At 36.7% G+C, this 18,783-nt stretch carries 16 protein-coding genes; 10 read left to right on the top strand and 6 right to left on the bottom strand.

Going from position 1 to position 18,783, the window contains the following annotated elements; translation table 11 throughout:
* Positions 1-294 precede the first annotated feature (294 nt).
* Genes BUA71_RS06045 through BUA71_RS06035 form a run of 3 tightly spaced genes read right to left on the bottom strand, consistent with a single transcriptional unit; the run spans position 295 to position 2,928 of the window.
* Positions 295-813, bottom strand: coding sequence for a DUF4296 domain-containing protein (locus BUA71_RS06045; RefSeq protein WP_072877732.1), 519 nt, complete (start codon positions 811-813; stop codon positions 295-297).
* Positions 814-853: 40 nt separating this feature from the next.
* Positions 854-2,197 carry a dihydroorotase gene (locus BUA71_RS06040; protein WP_072877730.1) on the bottom strand — a complete coding sequence of 448 codons (1,344 nt, stop codon included), beginning with the start codon at positions 2,195-2,197 and terminating at the stop codon, positions 854-856.
* Positions 2,194-2,928: a polyprenol monophosphomannose synthase gene (locus tag BUA71_RS06035; RefSeq protein ID WP_072877728.1), complete on the bottom strand. Its 735-nt coding sequence runs from the start codon at positions 2,926-2,928 to the stop codon at positions 2,194-2,196. The genes BUA71_RS06040 and BUA71_RS06035 overlap by 4 nt, the downstream gene beginning before the upstream one ends.
* Positions 2,929-3,146: 218 nt before the next feature.
* Between BUA71_RS06035 and BUA71_RS06030 the strand changes: the two genes are divergently transcribed.
* Both BUA71_RS06030 and BUA71_RS06025 read left to right on the top strand, forming a co-directional pair.
* The gene (locus BUA71_RS06030; protein ID WP_072877726.1) at positions 3,147-3,803 is read left to right on the top strand and encodes a DUF4271 domain-containing protein; all 657 of its coding nucleotides are present in this window, start codon (positions 3,147-3,149) and stop codon (positions 3,801-3,803) included.
* 30 nt (positions 3,804-3,833) lie between these two features.
* Positions 3,834-4,580: a uroporphyrinogen-III synthase gene (locus BUA71_RS06025; RefSeq protein ID WP_072877724.1), complete on the top strand. Its 747-nt coding sequence runs from the start codon at positions 3,834-3,836 to the stop codon at positions 4,578-4,580.
* A 264-nt stretch (positions 4,581-4,844) separates the two neighbouring features.
* Here BUA71_RS06025 and pckA read toward each other — a convergent pair whose 3' ends face one another.
* Together pckA and BUA71_RS06015 are read right to left on the bottom strand one after the other, a co-directional pair.
* The gene (pckA, locus tag BUA71_RS06020; RefSeq protein ID WP_072877722.1) at positions 4,845-6,446 is read right to left on the bottom strand and encodes a phosphoenolpyruvate carboxykinase (ATP); all 1,602 of its coding nucleotides are present in this window, start codon (positions 6,444-6,446) and stop codon (positions 4,845-4,847) included.
* Between the two features lie 494 nt (positions 6,447-6,940).
* Positions 6,941-7,336: a DUF423 domain-containing protein gene (locus BUA71_RS06015; RefSeq protein WP_072877720.1), complete on the bottom strand. Its 396-nt coding sequence runs from the start codon at positions 7,334-7,336 to the stop codon at positions 6,941-6,943.
* A 190-nt stretch (positions 7,337-7,526) separates the two neighbouring features.
* Here BUA71_RS06015 and BUA71_RS06010 point away from each other — a divergent pair, with 190 nt between their 5' ends.
* The 4 genes from BUA71_RS06010 (at position 7,527) to BUA71_RS05995 (ending at position 10,848) form a co-directional block, all read left to right on the top strand.
* Positions 7,527-8,891, top strand: coding sequence for a saccharopine dehydrogenase family protein (locus tag BUA71_RS06010; RefSeq protein ID WP_072877718.1), 1,365 nt, complete (start codon positions 7,527-7,529; stop codon positions 8,889-8,891).
* Positions 8,892-9,092: 201 nt separating this feature from the next.
* Positions 9,093-9,563: an Lrp/AsnC ligand binding domain-containing protein gene (locus tag BUA71_RS06005; RefSeq protein ID WP_072877716.1), complete on the top strand. Its 471-nt coding sequence runs from the start codon at positions 9,093-9,095 to the stop codon at positions 9,561-9,563.
* A gap of 42 nt (positions 9,564-9,605) precedes the next feature.
* On the top strand, positions 9,606-9,920 hold the full coding sequence (locus tag BUA71_RS06000) for a hypothetical protein (protein ID WP_072877714.1): 315 nt from the start codon (positions 9,606-9,608) through the stop codon (positions 9,918-9,920).
* Positions 9,921-10,317: 397 nt separating this feature from the next.
* On the top strand, positions 10,318-10,848 hold the full coding sequence (locus BUA71_RS05995) for a ferritin (RefSeq protein ID WP_072877712.1): 531 nt from the start codon (positions 10,318-10,320) through the stop codon (positions 10,846-10,848).
* Between the two features lie 103 nt (positions 10,849-10,951).
* Here BUA71_RS05995 and BUA71_RS05990 read toward each other — a convergent pair whose 3' ends face one another.
* On the bottom strand, positions 10,952-11,638 hold the full coding sequence (locus tag BUA71_RS05990) for a zinc metallopeptidase (RefSeq protein ID WP_072877763.1): 687 nt from the start codon (positions 11,636-11,638) through the stop codon (positions 10,952-10,954).
* Positions 11,639-12,285: 647 nt separating this feature from the next.
* Between BUA71_RS05990 and pyrH the strand changes: the two genes are divergently transcribed.
* The 4 genes from pyrH (at position 12,286) to BUA71_RS05970 (ending at position 18,735) form a co-directional block, all read left to right on the top strand.
* Positions 12,286-12,993, top strand: coding sequence for a UMP kinase (pyrH, locus tag BUA71_RS05985; RefSeq protein ID WP_072877710.1), 708 nt, complete (start codon positions 12,286-12,288; stop codon positions 12,991-12,993).
* Positions 12,994-13,025: 32 nt separating this feature from the next.
* The gene (gene frr, locus BUA71_RS05980) at positions 13,026-13,580 is read left to right on the top strand and encodes a ribosome recycling factor (protein WP_072877708.1); all 555 of its coding nucleotides are present in this window, start codon (positions 13,026-13,028) and stop codon (positions 13,578-13,580) included.
* 96 nt (positions 13,581-13,676) lie between these two features.
* Positions 13,677-16,133 carry a DUF5686 family protein gene (locus BUA71_RS05975; protein ID WP_072877706.1) on the top strand — a complete coding sequence of 819 codons (2,457 nt, stop codon included), beginning with the start codon at positions 13,677-13,679 and terminating at the stop codon, positions 16,131-16,133.
* 175 nt (positions 16,134-16,308) lie between these two features.
* Positions 16,309-18,735, top strand: coding sequence for an efflux RND transporter permease subunit (locus BUA71_RS05970; protein WP_072877704.1), 2,427 nt, complete (start codon positions 16,309-16,311; stop codon positions 18,733-18,735).
* The last annotated feature ends 48 nt before the right edge of the window (positions 18,736-18,783 follow it).

Genomic DNA, 18,783 nt, shown 5'->3' with positions numbered 1-18,783 from the left:
CACACTCGCGAACAGGTAACAATACACTATAGCTAAGACGGTTACAAATGGCCGCTTTTGATTTGTACCGTAAGTTTACGTCAATATTGCCGTTTTTCAAATTTTTTGTAGTGGGTCTCGCAATGACAATAACAAACCAAAATTCAGCTACTTTCAAAACGACTTCTCAATTCACCCCAACCCGGAACCCGAAACTCGTAACCAGTTGGCAGTCGCAGTTTTCAGAAACAACAAACAACAAAAGATCGCCACGTCCTTCGACCTCGCCATGACTCACAACCGATAACCGCAAAACTATTGATTAGAAACCGGTTCTATCAAGCTGTCTTTTTCCGGTTGCTTTTCTTCTTCAACTAAAGAATCGGCAGGGATGTCTTTTAATTTGTTGTCTGTGTTTAAAGAATCTAAAGCAGCCAGGGAATCTATTTCAATTTGAGCGATAGAATCTTTGATGGCCTCCTCTCGCTCATGTACGGAGTCGAGTTTTACTTTTAACTTTTCAAAACGACTTTTTACCGAATCATATATACGCTCGTAAACACTTACATTATCGGCGTAATAATCACTACTTTTTTTTATTTGCAGGCTATCTACGTTATATTTTTCCAGGATATACTTCTGTGGTTTTGTGCCAGACTCTTCAAAGAGTTTTTTATTGAAATTACGCGCCGACTGCATTAAGGAAATTTCAGCAATAATATCTACCATTTTATCTTCGGGAATTAGATTATCTGGTTTTTCTACCTTGCGTACATTCTGGCAACCCGAAGCTAATCCGGCTGCAAGAAGTACTAAAAAAACCTTTTTCCACATGATATTTAGCTAAAATATTAGACCTGATAAAAAATAAAATTTATCTATCGAACTCCAAAGGCTCGGCAACCGGACTAAAGGCGGAATGCTTAAAATTCTTATAGACCAGGTTTCCGTTTACAAAAGTATGGGTAATTCGTGACTTAAAAGTTGTGCCTTCAAATGGAGACCATCCACACTTATACTGAATGTTATCTGCCTGCACAGACCAGGGTGCATTTAAATCTACCAGCACCATATCTGCCTTGTAACCTTCCCGTATAAATCCGCGATCCTTAATTTGAAACAATATCGCCGGATTATGGCACATTTTTTCCACAATTTTCTCCAAAGATATCTTATCCTGATGATAAAATTGAAGCATGGCCGGGAGGGCGTGTTGTACCAAGGGCCCACCACTTGGCGCTTTCGTATAACTATTTTTCTTTTCTTCCCGGGTATGTGGCGCGTGATCTGTGGCTACCACATCCAGCAAATCTTTATTTAAAGCTTTCATTAAAGCCTCCTGGTCTTTTTTAGTTTTTACCGCCGGGTTCCATTTGATAAAAGTGCCTTTTTTCTCGTAATCTTGATCGTTAAACCATAGATGGTGAATACAAACCTCGGCAGTGATCTTTTTATCTTTAAGCGGTTTTTTGTTGCTAAAAAGACTTAGTTCCTTTTCGGTAGAAACGTGAAAAACGTGCAATCTTGCTCCCGTTTTTTTTGCCAGGGCTACTGCCTTCGAAGAAGATTTAAAACAAGCTTCTTCACTTCTTATTTTAGGATGCATTTCTATGGGAATATCTTCCCCATATTTTGCGATAGCCTCTTCCAGGTTTTGTTGCACCGTGGCTTCATCTTCACAGTGTACGGCAATAAGCAAGGGAGATTTTGAAAAGATTTGCTCCAGGGTTTTTTCATCGTCAACCAGCATATTTCCGGTAGAAGAGCCTAAAAACAATTTTAAGGCAGCGGTAGATTTAGGATCTACTTTTAATATTTCCTCAAGATTATCATTAGTTCCACCAAACATAAAAGAATAATTGGCGTAAGATTTCTCCTTAGCAAGATCGAACTTTTCTTCCAGTTTTTCTATAGTAGTCGTTTGCGGCAGGGTGTTTGGCATTTCTATAAAAGAGGTAATTCCTCCTGCAACAGCAGCTTTAGAACCCATTTCTATAGTCTCTTTATGAGTTAAGCCCGGCTCTCTAAAATGCACCTGATCATCTATTACCCCTGGCAATAAGTACGTTCCTTCAGCATCAAATATTTGAACATCGGGGGATTTTGCACTTATACTTTCGGCAATTTCAACGATAATACCGTCTTCAACAAAAACATCGGCCTCTTTAATACTGCCTTCGTTAACAATCTTAGCGTTCTTGATTAAAATTTTCTTCATTTCAACTTAATCTGGTTAAAAAGACTTTTAATCTTCATTATTATTACCCCAAAAATAGCTTCAGAAATTATGGAGCTGCTCATTTTGGAAGTTCCCCTGGTCCTATCTGTAAAAATCACCGGAACTTCCTTTATTTTATACTTCAGTAAAAAGGCTTTAAACTTCATTTCTATTTGAAAAGCATAGCCCACAAACTGAATATTATTTAGGTCTATGGTTTCTAAAACCTCTTTTTTATAACAAATAAACCCGGCGGTCGCATCGTGAATATGCATACCTGTGATAAATCGCACATATTTAGAGGCTAACCAGGAAAGTAAAACCCGGCTCATTGGCCAGTTTATTACATTTACCCCGGTCACATAACGTGAGCCTATAGCTACCTGGGCACCGCTGCGCTTACAGGTGTTATACAATCTTATTAGGTCATTAGGATTGTGGGAAAAATCGGCATCCATTTCAAAAACATATTCGTAATCCCGTTGCAACGCCCATTTAAAGCCGTGAATATAAGCCGTTCCCAAACCTAATTTCCCTTTCCTTTCTTCTAAAAAAAGACCCTCCGGAAATTCTGCCTGTAAAGTTCTTACACGAGCCGCAGTACCATCGGGAGAATTATCATCAACCACCAAAATATGAAATTTTTTCTTTTGAGCGAACACATTTCGAATAATGCGTTCAATATTCTCAATCTCATTAAAGGTGGGTATAACAATTATCCCCTTTGTCATCCTAAACTTTTTTTCACAAATGTATGCAATGAACTCATTTAAACTATTTCTTTTACCTACAAATTTTACATTTTAGCTTCTTATAAAGATTTTTAACTATAGAAATACCACGGAATGTAAAGGTATTTACCAGCTTGTTAAAAGCTCTTCTAAAATCCTTTACACTTTCCTCTCCAGGATTTTAATTCAATAATCATACATTTGCATAAAATTTTCTTCTGGAAGCTGTAGAAAGACATATTATTTCATTAGACTGGATCACCCTTACTTTGATGGGGGCTTTTTTGTTACTGGCAATTGTGAGAACATACTACCCGCACCGGTTTAATGATTTTAGATCTTTACTTACCTCCAATAAGTTTATGATGTTTAGAGGAAAGAAAAACAAAGCTTTCCACCCCTTTAACATCCTCTTATTCTGCATCCATATTATTTCGATTTCCTTACTGCTGTTTTTATTCTTTAACCTATTTTGGAGTGAACCCGAGATAGAGCCAGGGATTATTTTTATAAGAATTGCCACAGCTTGTGGTAGTTTTATCCTCTTAAAATTTGGTCTTGAAAAAATTGTGGGAAATGTATTTGATTTAGATGAAGTAGTGGATTCTTACCTTTATCAAAAGTTAAGTTATCGCAATTTTACAGCTCTTATACTGCTAATTCCCAGCTTAATATTTATATATACCTATACCCCAACACCTTCAGCACTTTATACTTTATTAGGATTGGTAGTGCTTACCAACGTTTTTAGTTTATTGTTAATTTATAGGAAGAATCAAAACCTAATTTCAGGTAATTGGTTTTATTTTATTTTGTACCTTTGCGCTCTCGAAATTGCACCTTATATTATTTTGTATAAGCTAATTACAATTTAAGATCTAAGGATCAAATAAAAGTATTGATATATGAAAGTGAAAACAATTTTAGTTTCCCAACCAGAACCTAAAGTAGAGAACTCTCCCTACTTTGAGCTTGAGGAAAAACAGAAAGTAAAAATTGATTTCATCCCCTTTATTCACGTAGAAGGTGTATCTTCTAAAGAAGTGCGCCAGCAAAAAGTAGATTTAACCAATTATTCGGCTATCATTCTTACCAGCCGTAATGCTGTAGATCACTTTTTTAGAATCGCTGAAGAACTTCGTTACAAAGTGCCAGACAGCCTTAAGTACTTTTGTTTGAGCGAAGCCGTGGCTTATTACTTACAAAAGTATGTAGTGTACCGTAAGCGCAAAATTTATGTAGGCAAGCGTACTTTTGCAGATCTAACCCCAATTATAAAGAAATATAAGAATGAAAAATTCTTATTGCCTTCTTCTGATATGCTGAAGCCAGACATCCCAAAGAAATTGAACAAGCTTGGGGTAGAGTGGAAAGAGGCCACTTTTTATAAAACTGTAGTTAGCGATTTATCAGATTTAAGGAACGTTACTTATGATATTTTGGTTTTCTTTAGTCCTAGCGGGATTAAATCCCTGTTTGAAAACTTCCCAGATTTTGAACAAAATAATACCCGTATTGCGGTCTTTGGAAACACCACCATTAAAGCTGCAAAGAAACATGGACTAACCGTAAATATAAAAGCGCCAACCCCAGATACTCCATCTATGACCCTGGCACTTCAAAAATATATTGCTGAAGCAAATAAAAAATAACACTAAATAGTAGTACGACATTTAAAACCTGAGATTATTTAAAGTTACCTTCTATTTGTATTTACGAAAAATCCGCTGACTTACATAAGCAGCGGATTTTTTATACGGGAAATAGAAACAAGATTGTCGCAAGAATAAAGAGAAAAGACTAAAATTGAAACAACTGATATTTCTTTCTTTAAATAAATAAGCTTTAGGAATTAAAAAAACCGATGCTTAGGAAACACCGGTTTTTCGACTTCAATTAACTAATTAACAACAAGATTAAGATGAAGTAGGGCCACCAGCCATAATTTCATCGTTCGCATAATTTTCAAATTTCTCAAAATTGGTTTTAAAAGAATCTGCCAATTCTCCTGCTTTTTTATCGTAGTCTTCTTTATTCTCCCAGGTTGATCTTGGGTTCAGCACTTCAGAAGGGACATTGGGACACTCTACGGGCATTTGCAAGCCAAACACGTTATGCGTATTAAATTTCGCATCATCCAATTCCCCATCTAAAGCAGCACTAATCATCGCGCGGGTGTATTTTAATTTCATTCGGCTTCCAGTACCATAAGGTCCGCCGGTCCAACCTGTATTTACAAGCCAAACATTTACCCCTGCTTCTTTCATTTTTGCACTTAGCATTTCGGCGTATTCCGTAGGATGCAGCGGCATAAATGGCGCTCCAAAACAGGCCGAAAAACTTGGTAGCGGTTCATTAATTCCCGCCTCAGTGCCGGCTACTTTGGCGGTATAGCCGCTTATAAAATGATATGCGGCCTGCCCGGGTGTTAGCTTACTTATGGGAGGCAATACTCCAAAAGCATCTGCAGTAAGAAAGAAGATATTTTTAGGATTTTCACCCACAGAAGGTTCCTGGATATTATCAATATGATCAATAGGATAACTCACCCTGGTATTTTGGGTAATACTGGTATCAGAAAAATCTACCTCTTTTTCATCATTCAGAATAACATTTTCTAAAATCGCACCGGGCTTTATGGCGCGGTAAATATCTGGTTCATTTTCTTCGGTTAGGTTTATGACTTTCGCATAACAACCACCTTCAAAATTAAAGATAGTATTTTCTGAAGCCCAGCCATGCTCGTCGTCCCCAATTAATTTTCGTTTAGGATCTGCCGAAAGTGTGGTCTTCCCCGTTCCCGACAGTCCGAAGAAAATTGCGGTATCACCCTCTTCGCCAACATTTGCAGAACAATGCATGGGAAGCGTGTTTTTATATACCGGTAAGATAAAATTTAAAGCCGAAAAAATACCTTTTTTAATTTCCCCCGTGTAACCGGTACCACCAATTAAGGCAATTTTTTTACTAAAATTAAGGATGGCGAAATTCTCCTGTCTTGTCCCGTCTTCTTCTGCATTTGCTTTAAAACCGGGAGCATTTAAAATAAGCCAATCTTCTTTAAAATTTCTTAACTCTTCATCGCCTGGTCGTAAAAACATGTTATAAGCAAACATATTGGACCAGGGGTACTCATTAATCACCCTAATATTTAATTGATAATCTTTCTCAGCACAGGCATAAGCATCACGAGCATAAATTTCTTTATGGGAAAGATAATCCAGCATTTTTTTATGCAGTTTATCAAATTTACCTGGCTCGAACGGTATATTAACCGGTCCCCACCAAACTTTTTCGCGGGTTACCTCATCTTTCACTATAAACCTGTCTTTGGGAGACCTTCCAGTAAATTCCCCGGTATTAATCGCTAAAGCTCCAGATTTTGTTTCCTGGCCAAGGCCATGTTCAATGGTTTCATAATGAAGCTCCTCTGGTGATAGTTGATAGTGAACTGTCGCATTTTTGATCCCGTAATCCTCTAACGAAATCGTTTTCGCAATTTGGGTTTGTAAAGACATAAATTATTGTGTGGTTTGTTTATGGCTACAAAATTATAAATCTTATACAGATAAACTGCTAAACTTTCCTAAATTATTTAGAGTCACAATAAAAAACAACAATAACCTAACCTGTTTTATTTATAATTTTCAATGAAACTCCATAATCCTGCAGGTTCGCCAGAAAGTTGCAGAGGTAGATGCATTCATTTTAATTCTCGGTCTCGAAAATACGGCAAGGAGACTTATTCGCAGTGCATTAAGTACAATCCAATGAATATGCAGGCTTAACATTTTCCGGCTTTTAAGGCAATAAAATAAAAAGTTCAGCAATAAGAAGAATGTTTTAAAACTTGAGTTTTAATCATAAATTTCCGCAGAAAAAACTATCTGTTGTTGTAAAATTATGATTCATGATTAGGTTATATCGACTTCTAAAAGTCTATTTATTTAAACTCCAATCTCATGGGCTGCGATAAAGAAACCCATTTATATGCTTAGCATTGTTTTCAGAACTACTGTTTTTTAGACTGAAACTTTAAGAAATTTACGAGTAACAAAATCCAGGCTATAATTAACAAGGTACCGCCGAGCGGAGTGATAAGTGCGATTACTTTAAAATCTATGGATGTTAAAGCATTGGTCGCCAATAAGTAAATAGAGCCCGAGAAAAATATCACGCCCAGCAACAATAATAAATAAATCGCTTTTTTATAATGTTTTAATGCTATTTGAGAACCGCCAAGAATTAAAAACAGCAAGGCGTGATAGGTTTGATATTTTACCCCGGTTTCAAAAGATTCGCGGGCAGCTTCATCTAGCAGTGGTTTTAAACCATGTGTACCAAAAGCACCAATTATCACAGCTAAAAGTCCGAAAATCGCTCCGGTTATTAAAAACTTCTTATTCATTACGGGTATTTTTTATCAGATAAATATTTTATACATTCGTTATCCACTACACAAAATTAAATCATTTATCTAAAGTTCGCTAAGGTTTGAGATGAAATAAAATAACCGGGATTGACCATTTTTATAATACTGGAATTTATTCTGAAGAAATATTTCTCACCAGGCATTAGCGTTTTAAAAACACAAACAGATGAAAGAAATTTTAATCATTGGTGCAGGAAAATCTACTGCCGTCTTAATTGATTACCTCTTACAAAAAGCTAAAACCGAGCAATTTATTTTAAAAATTGGAGATATTGATCCTGAAAATGCCAAAAAAGCCTGTGATAATAGAAAGCATTGTAAACCTGTTCACTTAGATGTTTTTAATGCAGAAAGTAGAGAAAGCGCTGTACAAAACGCTGATATTGTAATCTCTATGTTACCGGCCAGGTTTCATATTGAAGTAGCTAAAACCTGTGTAAAGTTAAAAAAGAATATGGTCACTGCTTCCTATATTAGCAAAGAAATGAAAGCTCTGGACGAAGAAGTAAAACAAAAAGGACTCGTTTTTATGAATGAGATTGGTGTAGATCCCGGGATAGATCATATGAGTGCTATGCAAGTTATAGACCGCATAAGAGATAAAGGAGGAAAATTATTACTTTTTGAATCTTTTACGGGAGGCCTTGTAGCGCCCCAAAGCGATAACAATCTATGGAATTACAAATTCACCTGGAACCCTAGGAATGTGGTAGTGGCCGGCCAGGGCGGGGTAGCCGAGTTTATTCAGGAAGGAAAATATAAGTTTATTCCTTACCATAGGTTATTCCGCAGAACTGAATTTTTAGAAATTGAGGGATATGGCACGTTTGAAGGTTATGCCAACCGTAATTCCCTGGATTATATGAGTATTTATGGTCTGGAAGATGTGCTTACACTTTACCGTGGCACCATTAGACGGGTAGGTTTTAGTCGTGCCTGGAATATGTTTGTGCAATTAGGACTTACCGATGATAGTTTTATCATGGAAAATTCTGAAAATATGAGCTATCGGGATTTTGTGAACTCCTTTCTCCCCTACTCCCCAACAGATTCGGTAGAACTTAAACTAAGACATAATTTAAAGATTGACCAGGACGATCTTATGTGGCAAAAATTACTGGATCTGGATATTTTTAATAAAGAGAAAAAAATAGGGATTAAAAATGCTACTCCAGCTAAAGCCTTACAAAAAATCCTTACTGAAAAATGGAGCCTACAGCCAGATGATAAAGATATGATCGTGATGTATCATAAGTTTGGTTATGAGCTCAATGGGGAAAGAAAACAAATAGACGCAACTATGGTGCATATTGGTAAAGACCAAAAAGAAACCGCAATGGCTAAAACTGTAGGACTTCCGGTAGCTATCGCTACTTTGAAGATCTTAAAAGGAGAGATTACAACTCCTGGGGTCCAACTGCCCATAAATAAAGAAGTATATGAGCCTATCTTGAAAGAGCTGGAAAAACACGATATTGTTTTTAAAGAAACGGAAACCGAATATTTAGGCTACAACCCTTTAGAGCGATAAAAGAATATTAAAGAAAGGCGTTTCATAAGACAATTGCAATTATTGCTTTTAACCAACCCGGAATGTTAATGAGATTAACCTCATTACAATATCCAGACTAAGTTTAAAATTGCTCTTTATACATTGATATAAGTCGAATTTCGACACTTCCACAATGTTAAATTTCTTACTTTAGCCCTTCTAATTAATCAAACCAACCGAATGAAAATTGTTAATGAATCTGTTGTTATAGACGGGATAGATAAGACTATTTTGAATTTCTTAATGGAGAATGCCAAAAAGTCTATATTAGAAATAGCAAAAAATATTGGAATAACCGGTGCAGCTGTGCATCAACGCCTAAGAAAACTGGAAAAAGCCGGTTTAATTGAAGGCTCTAAATTAATGATAAATCCCAGGGTGATTGGTTATAAAACCATGGCATTTGTGGGTATTTATTTAGATAAAGCTATAAGTAACCCCCAGGCTGTAAAACAACTTAGTGAAATACCAGAAGTGATAGAGTGTCACTACACCACGGGAAATTGGTCTATTTTTTTAAAAATTCTATGTAGGGACAACGAACATTTAATGCATGTGCTTAATAAAGACATTCAGGCTATAAAAGGAGTATCGAGAACCGAGACCTTTGTTTCTTTGGATCAACAGATAAAAAGACAAATCAAAATTTAATTCTTTGGATTTATTCTAAATAAGATTTACTTTTGCCTTAGCATGAAAGTATTACACCAATCCCAATTCTTTACTTCTTATCAATGCGATAAGAAAAGATGCTTTTTTATAGCGTTTCCGCATAAAACCATTCAGCTTAGTTGTTGCCAATTGCTGGCTTTTAGACAACAGGTAAAAGAAATTGATTTAGAGCAGCATTTCAATGGAGAAAACAAACACGGGATAGAAGCACTCATGCTCTGTAACCGCAAACACTTCTTCCTGCTAAATACGTTAGAAAGTATAGATCTTAAAGAGTTTATTAAAGGCACTTTTGCTATGCTAGAGCTTAATTCCATGCTTGTAGAAAGTGTATGATTTTCTTTACAAACAGCCTTCGCTTCTTTTTTAAAGTTATTTGATTAATATTAATCATTATTCCGGTAAAGAAACAAGATCGCTTTACTGCAAGAAAAAAGAGAAAAGACTAAATTGTAACCAACTGATAATAATCTCAATCTTTCATATTTAATATTCTTCAACGAACTCTTTTTCGTGAAGATTTCAAATAGAAAAGGAGGGTCTTAGGCCTTGCTATATAAGAAAATATGTTATTTGGTTATATTGTTATCGAGCACCAACGAATAATAGAAGTTATTCTAAAGACGATATGCTTTAACCTAGAAAACAAATCCTCACATTTTAGAACACTTCTAAATTTCAGACTTATTTAGGTTTTTAGCTACCTATTAGCTATTTTTATAAAAAAGGTACAATGAAAGATTTAGTTAGACAGAAATTAAGTATCCATGTAGATATCATGGATCTATTAAATAAACAAATTGAAAAAGAAGCTGTTTCCTCATCTGCATATTTAGCAATGGCTTCCTGGTGTGATCACAATGCACTTTCTTATAGTGCTGAATTTTTCTACGATCAGGCTGAAGAAGAAAGAGAGCATATGATGAAGCTTTTTAGATATATTAACGACAATGGAGGTAATGCTTTTTCTCCTGAAGTAGGGAGTGTAAATCACGAATTTAATTCTCTTGAAGAAATATTTGAAACTGCTTTAGACCAGGAAATTGAGATCACGAAATCCATTCATAATATTGTAGGTAAATGCCGAAAAGTAAGCGATTTCACTACAGATCATTTTTTACAATGGTTTATTGAAGAGCAAATGGAAGAAGAACAAATGATGCGTAGGGCATTAGAGCTCTTTGACCTTATGGGAACCGATGGCCTCGGGCTCAAATTATTGGATGAGCGTATTCCTCAAATTCGTAAAAAGCACGTGGAATAACTTGCAACCATAAATGACTTAAAAAAGCCTGGATTTCTCCAGGCTTTTTTTCTCTTGATTCTTGATTCTTGTCTCTATTTTTCTCTCTTCTCTTTTTTCAAACTTAATCCCTCCCCATATAAATACTAAGAAAATAAAGCAGCGTTGCCAAAGAACCAATCGCCGCAACTACATAAGTTCGGGCGGCCCATTTTAGGGAGTCCTCCGCAGCTTCGTGTTCCTTTCCGGTTAGCATATTTTCATTCTCCAACCAGGCCAGCGCCCTATTACTTGCGTCATACTCAACCGGCAGGGTTATAAAACTAAATAAAGTTCCCATGCCAAACATGATGATACCAATAAGTAAAATAGTACTTCCCAAAGCTGTGGTGGCCATAAGAATCAATCCGCCAAAAATCACCCATTGTGAAAAACGTGAAGCAATGCTCACCATGGGTACTAATTTACTACGCATAGTCAACCAGCTATAAGCATTGGCGTGTTGTACCGCGTGACCGGTTTCGTGCGTAGCAACCGCAGCTGCAGCAGCATTTCGCTGGTTGTATACCCCTTCACTTAAATTAATAGTTTTCTTAGACGGGTTGTAATGATCTGTCAACATTCCCGGGGTAGAAATCACCTTTACATCCTGGATGCCGTTGTCCCGCAACATCTTTTCAGCAAGTTCTTTTCCGCTCATTCCATTTTGCAAATGCACCTTGGAATAAGTTTTAAATTTGCTTTTAAGCTTATTGCTCACATACATACTCACTATAAAAATGAGTCCGGCAATTATATAATATCCTAACATATTTCTATTCTTTATTTTAAAATGCAAAGATAGCAAAAACCCGGCCATTCTCATTTGAAAGATAAGCTACCTAATAGCAAGCTATCTTTGGAAGTTTCAGGAAAGCACTAACAAGGCAAAATGCCGATTCCCTTTCTTAAAATCGTAGTATAACTTTAAGGCTAATCTTGTATATATTTTCAAGGGTGAACCGGGAAACAAGAAAACGATAATATTTTCCAGATCTTGAGAATGTATAAATATTCACTATTGTCCGGTAAAGAAACAAGATCGCTTCGCTGCAAGAAAAAAGAGAAAAGACTAAACTCTAACTAACTGAAATCCTGCTTTTTTCATAAGTGATATTCTTCAATTAACTCTTTTTCGTAAAGATTTTTAATAGCAAGGTGGATAATTATGAAATCGCTTTTGGGCTTTGCTATAAAAAAGAACATGCTAATTAGTTATATTTTTATCGGACATCAATGATAAATATTCAGAAAAAATCATTCAGGAATCGCAAAAAGGAATCAATAAGATTTAATCAATGATTATTTTTTTTACTTAAAAGGATAAGAATTAAGTGATAAAAGAAAAAATTAGCTGCAAAAGAAAAAGTCAAGACAGGCGCATTACTTATATTTGCACTAATCACTACAAAGAAGGTTATGCAGTACAAAAGAATACTTTTAAAATTATCTGGGGAAGCGCTAATGGGCAAACGTCAATATGGCATAGATCCCGAGCGCCTGGCAGAGTATGCTGCCGAAATTAAAGAGGTTACCGAAAAAGGAATTGAGGTAGCCGTGGTTATTGGTGGCGGAAACATCTTTAGGGGCGTTGCCGGTGCAAGTAAAGGTATGGACCGCGTTCAGGGCGACCATATGGGAATGCTGGCAACGGTTATAAACGGGCTTGCGTTGCAAAGTGCTTTAGAAGATGCCCAGGTGCAAACCCGCCTGCAATCGGCTGTGAAAATTAACGAAGTAGCCGAGCCTTTTATTAGACGAAAAGCTATTCGTCATTTAGAGAAAGGTCGCGTGGTTATATTTGGAGGAGGTACAGGAAACCCCTATTTTACCACAGATTCGGCGGCGGTATTGCGAGCTATTGAAGTTCATGCCGATGTTATTCTAAAAGGCACCCGCGTAGATGGGATTTACAATGCCGATCCCGAAACAAACAAGGAGGCCACCAAGTTCGATTCCATTACTTTTGATGATGTACTTAAAAAAGGCCTTAAAGTAATGGACACCACCGCTTTTACCTTAAGCCAGGAAAATAAATTACCTATTGTTGTATTTGATATGAATACCCCCGGAAATCTTCTAAAGGTCGTAACCGGTGAAAAAATAGGGACAGAAGTTAATTTATAAAGATTTATCACGAGCAATTAATAATTTAAACCATGGAAGACGAAATTGATTTTATTATAGACACTGCTAAAGAAGGTATGGAAAATGCAATTACCCACCTTAAAAAACAATTGCAAAATATTCGCGCCGGGAAGGCAAACCCCAGTATGTTAAACGGGGTTCTGGTAGAGTATTATGGTTCCCAAACTCCTCTGCCACAGGTAGCCAATATCAATACGCCAGATGCCAGGACCTTGTCGGTACAACCTTTTGAAAAGAAATTAATTCCCGAGATTGAAAAAGGAATTATGCAGGCCAATTTGGGCTTTAATCCTATGAACAACGGTGAAAATGTAATTATAAACGTGCCACCGCTTACCGAGGAACGCCGTAAACAACTTTCTAAACAAGCCAAAGCCGAAGGCGAAGATGCCAAAATAGGCGTAAGAAATGATAGAAAAGCGGCCAATAATGAACTAAAAAAGCTAGATGTTTCTGAAGATTTACAAAGAGACGCAGAAAAAGATGTGCAGGAATTGACCGATGCTTATATTAAACGAATCGATGAAATTCTTGATAATAAAGAAAAAGAAATTATGACAATTTAATTATAGTTGATTTCTTTATAGTATTTTAATTGCCGGGAAATTCCCGGCAATTTTTATTTTAACCATTTTATACTTTAAAATTTCTAATAATAGCCTATGCAGCGAAGTTTACTTCTTTTGTCTCTTCTTCTTTCATTTTTTGTTTGCCATTCGCAACAACAAATAAATGGAAAAATCCTTGACGAAAAATCTGGTGAACCGCTGGCTTATGCTAAAATTAAATTTGGTGGACAGCAAAGTTTATCGCGCATAGATGGTAGTTTTTCCATTGAGCTGAAAGAAAAACAGGACAGTCTAAATATATCTTACGTAGGCTATATCCCTAGAAAAATTCAAATAACTAAAGGACTAAGTTATTTAGAAGTAAAACTTAGACCCGCTATTGAAAATTTAGACCCGGTGGTCATCTCTTCCCGTAAAAGAAAAGCGAAAGAAATCATTGCCGAAGCTATAAAACGGAAACCGCAAAACGATCCCAAACAAAAATTGAAGCATTTCAGTTTTAAAAATTATACTAAATTTATTGTAGAAAATGGAGCTGAGATCTTAAGTCTGGAAAGTGACAGTACTAATTTAGGTATAAAAACCGTAATTAATTCTGGCGCCACCTATTTTTCAGAAAAGCATTCCCAATTTTATTTTTCAGAAAAAAAAGGCTTAAAAGAGAAAGTGGAAGGCCTGCATACCGCCGGATTTAAAAAACCGGTTTACAAAACGGTGTCTTTAACCGTAAATCCTTTTTCGTTATACGCAGAAGATTACGAAATCTTTGAGACCGATTATGCGGGACCTTTAGATAAAACGGCCTTTAAAAATTACAGCTTTAAAATTTTAGATACCACCGCCGGTAACCATCCCGCTTATGTGATCTATTTTAAGCCAAAGAGGGAAAAAGTTGTAGCAGGCTTAGAGGGGGTTCTTTATTTAGACACCACAAGTTATGCAATACAACGGGCCAAAGCACAGTTATTGGGCGCTGTAAAACTAGAGATAGATCAGGAGTACAAATATTTTGCTTCGGAAGACTTATGGTTTCCCAAAAAACAAACGACTACCATTCGTCCCGGAAACCGGGAAAAAGCAATTTCGGTATTTGGGGGAGTTATTTCAACAGGTACCGTACAAAAAAAGAAATCTCTTTTAAATATGGTGATTTCACCAGGGAAAATTAATCCTAAAATCTATCTAACTTCTACAAGCACTAATTTTGAAATAAATCTTCACAATAAAAATGAGATTCAAACTTCAGCAAAAATTTTTGTTAGTCCGGCCGCGTTAAATAGAGATGAAAAATTTTGGAACAACAACCGAACGGAACCATTAAGTATAAAAAATAAACTCACCCGGGAGCGCGCTAAAAGAGTTATTTCTGAAAAAGATATAGAAGAAAAAATAGCCTTTAAAAATTCAATATCCACCGGTTACTATCCGGTAGGCTTTTGGGATTTTAAGCTGGGAAAATTTTTTAAATTCAACAATTATGAAGGCATAAGATTAGGGTTCGGCGGTAAAACGAATGAGAAGGTTTCTAAAAAGTTTAGTTTAAACGGCTATTTGGTGTATGGAACTAAAGATGAGGTTTTTAAATATAATATAGGTACAGCCATTCATCTAGATCAAAAAACCGAAACCGATCTAAAATTAAATTACACCCGTGATATTGTAGAAACGGGCAGTTATGAATACCTCACCGGTGAAAACGAGTTTTCCATCATTGAACCACGCTTTGTAAATATCAACTTTTTTTACAATAGGCGGGCTTTAAGTGCAGGTATTACGCACCGGTTTGCAACAAACCTAAAAACCGAGCTACGGCTTTCCCACGACCGGATTTCTCAAATAAAAGACTACCAATTTCTATTGAATGACCGGGAGTATTCCAATTATACTTTAGCAGAAGCAACGCTTTCTTTTAATTGGCGACCCTTTGCGAAATATATGGAGACACCGGGTTCCATTGAGATGATAGAAAAAGGGTATCCAAAATTTACAGGCCAAATTAGCAAAGGAATTTCCGGGATTTTTGATGGCGATTTCAATTATACCAAGTTTGGATTAATGGTAGAACATGAAATTAAAAGAATTAATCAATCCCGCACCGAATTTATCCTGGAAGGGAATTATGCCATTGGGGAAGTTCCTTTAACGCATCTATATCACGCCTTGCCTAACAGCCCCAGGCGCAAAGGGATTTTAAGACGTTACTCGGTAGCCGGAAGGCGTAGTTTTGAAACCATGTTTTACAATGAATTTTTTAGTGACAAACAATTAATGTTACATATTAAACATCAGTTTAGAGCTTTTAACCTACATCCTCTTGTTCAACCCGAACTCGTTCTAATCACCAGGCACGCCATTGGGGATATTGCAAACCCCCAGCGACACAGCATTCCCTTTAAAAGCCTAAAAAAAGGCTATCATGAAGCAGGTGTAGAATTACAAAAAATCCTTCTGGGCTTTGGCCTTGGGGCTGCCTATAGATATGGTCCTTACAGCTTACCCGATTTTGATGATAATTTTGCGTTTAAATTCACTTTTCATCTTGACCTATAAGCTAATGCTACCCGGGCAATTCTAAAGCTCATCACAGTAGAATTTAAAATGACGCATTTAAACTCCTTCATTTTGTGTAACGATGCAATCTTGTTTCTTTAACCGGATAATAGTGGTATGAAATAACCCTCCTTTTTTTACCTTTGCACTCGCTTATCTCAATTAATTCATTCCCATGGCAAAGCTTTTTAGTTTCGGATTTTGGAACTCTGTAGCGCGTTTAATTTTGCGCAACAGGATCCTCATTATTTTACTCATTGTTGCAGCTACGCTTTTTTTGGCAACGCAATGGAAAAATATGCGTTTCTCTTTCACCGAAGCAAACCTTTTGCCAGATGATCACCAGGCAAATGTTGATTATAATCAATTTTTAGACAAGTTTGGCGATGAGGGGAATGTGATTTTACTTGGTGTTAATGATTCCACCTTATTTAAACCTAAGAATTTTTTAGCCTGGAAACAACTCACCCAAAAACTGGAAGCTTACCCAGAGGTAGATTACACTATTTCTATTAGCAACCTTCAGCAATTAAAGAAATTTGAAAACCCCAGTCGGTTTGAAATGGTACCGTTTATTCCTGAAGAAAATCCAACGGAAACCCAGCTTCAGGAATATCAGGAACAACTTTATAATGAGATGCCCTTTTATGAGAATTTGGTATATAGCTCGCATTCCAACACCTTGCAATCTGCAATCTACCTAAATAAAGAGATCGTAAATTCTAAAGAACGAAAAGTTTTTGTCCTCGAGGAGTTACAACCTTTGCTCGATAATTTTGAAAAAGAATCGGGTATCGATTTAAAAGTTTCGGGAATGCCCTATATACGCACCTTAAATTCCCAGAATATCATTGATGAAATAGGCATTTTTATCCTGGCTGCGCTAGGAGTGACCTCGCTAATTTTCTTTTTCTTTTTTAGATCGGTTAGAGCGACTATTATTTCCATGGTTACAGTGTGCATTGGGGTGATGTGGGCATTTGGGGTCATAGGTTTACTGCATTATGAGATCACTGTTCTCACGGCGCTCATCCCTCCCTTAATTATTGTTATTGGTATTCCCAACTGCATTTTCCTTATCAATAAATACCAGCAAGAAATCAAAAAACATGGAAACCAGGCAAAATCCCTGCAACGGGTAATTACCAAAGTAGGGAATGCGACATTAATGACCAATATCACAACTGCTTCTGGTTTTGCCACCTTTATCCTCACCGATAGTACTTTATTAAAGGAATTTGGTATTGTGGCATCAATAAATATCGTGGCCATTTTTGTGTTAAGCCTGTTGATAATCCCCATTATCTACAGCTACATGAAATTGCCGAAGCAAAAGCATTTAAAACATTTAAACAAGAGATGGATTGGCGCTTTTGTAGGCTGGATGGAAAAAATGGTAAAACACCGCCGCATTAGTATTTATATTACTGCCCTGGTTTTATTGGTCGCGAGTATTATTGGGATTTATACGATTAAAATATCTGGGAGCCTGCTAGAAGATATGCCGCAGGAAGCTCAGTTCTTTAAGGATATAAAGTTTTTTGAACAGGAGTTTGATGGGGTGATGCCTTTAGAAATCCTGGTAGATACCAAACGGAAAAATGGCGTTTTAAATTCGGCTACTTTGAAACGTATGGAGAAATTGGAAGAGCATATCGCCGAATTTCCAGAATTTTCCCAACCGGTATCGCTCACCCGTCTGGTAAAATACTCAAAACAGGCCTTTTATAATGGAGAGCCTAAATATTATCAACTACCTAGTTCCCAGGAGCAAAACTTTATTATGCCCTACACCAAAGGTTTCTCTTCACAAGAAAATTTATTAACCGCCTATGTGGACAGCACGGGAAGATATGCCCGCATCACCACCTTTATGAAAGACATTGGCACCGATAAAATGGAAGAGCTGGAAGAAGATGTTTGGAAGGAAGTCCATAAGATTTTCCCAGAAGAGCGCTATGAAATTTCTATGACGGGAAAAGCCCTGTTATTTCAAAAAGGTACCAATTACCTGGTAAAGAACTTAGTTTTATCACTTTCACTGGCCATTTTATTAATCGCCATTTTTATGGCCTGGATGTTTAGGTCTTTCAGGATGATTGTGGTTTCCTTAGTACCTAACCTGCTTCCCTTATTAGTAACAGCTGGAATGATGGGCTTTTTGGGCGTTCCCATAAAACCTTCTACCATCCTGGTTTTTAGTATCGCTTTTGGTATTTCTGTAGATGATACTATTCACTTCCTGGCCAAATACCGGCAGGAGTTAAAAGCGAATAATTGGAAAATAAAACGCTCGGTTTATGGTGCGCTTAGAGAAACGGGGGTAAGTATGTTTTACACCTCTATTGTGCTCTTCTTTGGTTTTTCGGTATTTATGATAAGTAGTTTTGGCGGTACTGTTGCCCTGGGCGGCCTTGTTTCAGCTACCTTACTATTTGCAATGCTGGCCAACCTCCTGCTGCTGCCCTCGCTTCTACTTTCGTTAGAAAAGAACATTGCAGATAAGGAGATTTTAAAAGAACCTGCTATGCGTATTATTGATACCGAAGAGGACGAAGCCGAAATTGAAAAGGAGGAAACTAGAAATGCTAAAAAGAAGTAGTGTATTTTTTTTCTTTTATAAAGCCTGGAAAACCTCTCTATCTCAAAA

Origin of the sequence: Salegentibacter echinorum (assembly GCF_900129445.1) — a bacterium.
Classification (GTDB): Bacteria; Bacteroidota; Bacteroidia; order Flavobacteriales; family Flavobacteriaceae; genus Salegentibacter; species Salegentibacter echinorum.
This window is presented reverse-complemented; position numbering and strand designations above follow the sequence as displayed.

Coding starts and splice junctions, on each gene's coding strand:
- BUA71_RS06045 (WP_072877732.1), bottom strand. CDS start 813: ATGTGGAAAAAGGTTTTTTTAGTACTTCTTGCAGCCGGATTAGCTTCG.
- BUA71_RS06040 (WP_072877730.1), bottom strand. CDS start 2,197: ATGAAGAAAATTTTAATCAAGAACGCTAAGATTGTTAACGAAGGCAGT.
- BUA71_RS06035 (WP_072877728.1), bottom strand. CDS start 2,928: ATGACAAAGGGGATAATTGTTATACCCACCTTTAATGAGATTGAGAAT.
- BUA71_RS06025 (WP_072877724.1), top strand. CDS start 3,834: ATGAAAGTGAAAACAATTTTAGTTTCCCAACCAGAACCTAAAGTAGAG.
- pckA (WP_072877722.1), bottom strand. CDS start 6,446: ATGTCTTTACAAACCCAAATTGCGAAAACGATTTCGTTAGAGGATTAC.
- BUA71_RS06015 (WP_072877720.1), bottom strand. CDS start 7,336: ATGAATAAGAAGTTTTTAATAACCGGAGCGATTTTCGGACTTTTAGCT.
- BUA71_RS06010 (WP_072877718.1), top strand. CDS start 7,527: ATGAAAGAAATTTTAATCATTGGTGCAGGAAAATCTACTGCCGTCTTA.
- BUA71_RS06005 (WP_072877716.1), top strand. CDS start 9,093: ATGAAAATTGTTAATGAATCTGTTGTTATAGACGGGATAGATAAGACT.
- BUA71_RS06000 (WP_072877714.1), top strand. CDS start 9,606: ATGAAAGTATTACACCAATCCCAATTCTTTACTTCTTATCAATGCGAT.
- BUA71_RS05995 (WP_072877712.1), top strand. CDS start 10,318: ATGAAAGATTTAGTTAGACAGAAATTAAGTATCCATGTAGATATCATG.
- BUA71_RS05990 (WP_072877763.1), bottom strand. CDS start 11,638: ATGTTAGGATATTATATAATTGCCGGACTCATTTTTATAGTGAGTATG.
- pyrH (WP_072877710.1), top strand. CDS start 12,286: ATGCAGTACAAAAGAATACTTTTAAAATTATCTGGGGAAGCGCTAATG.
- frr (WP_072877708.1), top strand. CDS start 13,026: ATGGAAGACGAAATTGATTTTATTATAGACACTGCTAAAGAAGGTATG.
- BUA71_RS05975 (WP_072877706.1), top strand. CDS start 13,677: ATGCAGCGAAGTTTACTTCTTTTGTCTCTTCTTCTTTCATTTTTTGTT.
- BUA71_RS05970 (WP_072877704.1), top strand. CDS start 16,309: ATGGCAAAGCTTTTTAGTTTCGGATTTTGGAACTCTGTAGCGCGTTTA.